1 protein-coding gene is annotated in these 1,976 nt (G+C 68.0%); it reads left to right on the forward strand.

The features are described from left to right. On the forward strand, nucleotides 1-1,976 hold a 1,976-nt coding region (locus WA965_RS11515; RefSeq protein WP_526447531.1), incomplete at both ends, for a transglycosylase domain-containing protein.

Consider the following 1,976-nt stretch of genomic DNA (forward strand, 5'->3'; position numbering starts at 1 on the left):
GCCCAAGCCGGGTGACATCCGCACCGCTCAGGTGTCGACCATCCTGGCCAGTGACGGCTCCGAGATATCGAAGATCGTTCCGCCCGAAGGCAATCGGATCGATGTCAGCATCGACCAGATTCCGGTGCATGTCCGCGATGCGGTGATGGCCGCCGAAGACCGGGACTTCTACTCCAATCCCGGCTTCTCCTTCACCGGGTTCCTGCGCGCCGCCAAGAACAACGTCTTCGGCGGCGACCTTCAGGGTGGCTCGACGATCACCCAGCAGTACGTGAAGAACGCGTTGGTGGGTGACGCCCGCTCCGGGGTCGGCGGCGTGATCCGCAAGGCCAAGGAACTGGTGATCTCCACCAAGATGTCCGGCGAATGGTCCAAGGATCAGGTGCTGGAGTCGTATCTGAACATCATCTACTTCGGTCGCGGCGCCTACGGCGTGGCGGCTGCCTCGCAGGCCTACTTCGCCAAGCCCGTCGAAGAACTCAACGTCGCCGAGGGCGCGCTGCTGGCCGCGCTGATCCAACGGCCGTCGGTGCTCGACCCGGCCGTCGACCCGGAAGCGTCCGGCGTGCGGTGGAGTTGGGTGCTCGACGGCATGGTGGAGATCGGTGCGCTCTCACCCGAAGAACGCGCGGCGCAGGTGTATCCGCCGACGATCGCGCCGGATGCGGCGAGCACGCAGAACCAGACCACCGGGCCCAACGGTCTGATCGAGCGGCAGGTGATCGACGAACTGCTCGAGATCTTCAACATCACCGAGCAGACGCTGAACACCGAGGGACTGCAGATCACCACCACGATCGACCCGCAGGCACAGGCCGCCGCAGTGGAGTCGGTCGAGGAGTACCTGGAGGGCCAGGATCCCGACATGCGCTCGGCGGTGGTGTCGATCGATCCGAGATCCGGCGGGATCAAGGCCTACTACGGCGGCTCGGACGCCACCGGGTTCGACTTCGCGCAGGCAGGTCTGCCCACCGGTTCGTCGTTCAAGGTGTTCGCGCTGGTCGCCGCCCTGCAGCAGGGGATGGGCCTGGGCTATCAGGTGGACAGCTCGCCGGTGTCGGTCAACGGCATCGACATCAGCAACGTCGAAGGCGGCAGCTGCGGGACCTGCAACATCGCCGAGGCGTTGAAGCGGTCGCTGAACACCAGCTACTACCGCCTGATGCTGCAGCTGAACAACGGGCCGCAGGACGTCGCCGACGCCGCACACGAGGCCGGCATCGCCGAGAGCTTCCCGGGTGTGGAGCACACGCTGTCCGAAGACGGCCAGGGCGGCCCGCCGAACAACGGCATCGTTCTGGGCCAGTACCAGTCGCGGGTGCTCGACATGGCCTCGGCATACGCGACCCTCGCCGCGTCAGGGGTCTACCACACCCCGCACTTCGTGCAGAAGGTCGTCAACGCCGAGGGCGACGTCCTCTTCGACGCCGGCCAGGAGGACAGCGCCGGCGAGCAGCGCATCGACAAGACCGTCGCCGACAACGTCACCGCGGCGATGCAGCCGATCGCCGGGTACTCCGGCAGGTCGCTCGCGGGTGGGCGCCCGTCGGCCGCCAAGACCGGCACCAACCAACTCGGCGACACCGGCGCCAACCGCGACGCGTGGATGGTCGGCTTCACTCCGTCGCTGTCCACCGCGGTGTGGGTGGGCACCACCGACGGCACCAAACCGCTTGTGAACGCGTCGGGCTCGTCGGTGTACGGCTCGGGACTGCCCGGGCAGATCTGGAAATCGACGATGGACGGCGCCCTCGACGGCACCGAGGAAGAGACGTTCCCGAAGCCCGACGAGATCGGCGGTTACGCCGGGGTGCCGCAGGCGCCCCCGCCGCCTCCGTCGCCGACGGAGACCGTGCCGCCGCCACCGTCGGAGTCGGTGATCCAGCCGACGCTGGAGATCGCCCCGGGCATCACGATTCCCTGGGGCCCGCCGACGACCGTGCCGGTGGGTCCGCCGCCTCCCGGCGGTGCGGCTC

This window comes from Mycobacterium sp., from assembly GCF_049683935.1.
In the GTDB taxonomy this organism is placed as follows: domain Bacteria; phylum Actinomycetota; class Actinomycetes; order Mycobacteriales; family Mycobacteriaceae; genus Mycobacterium.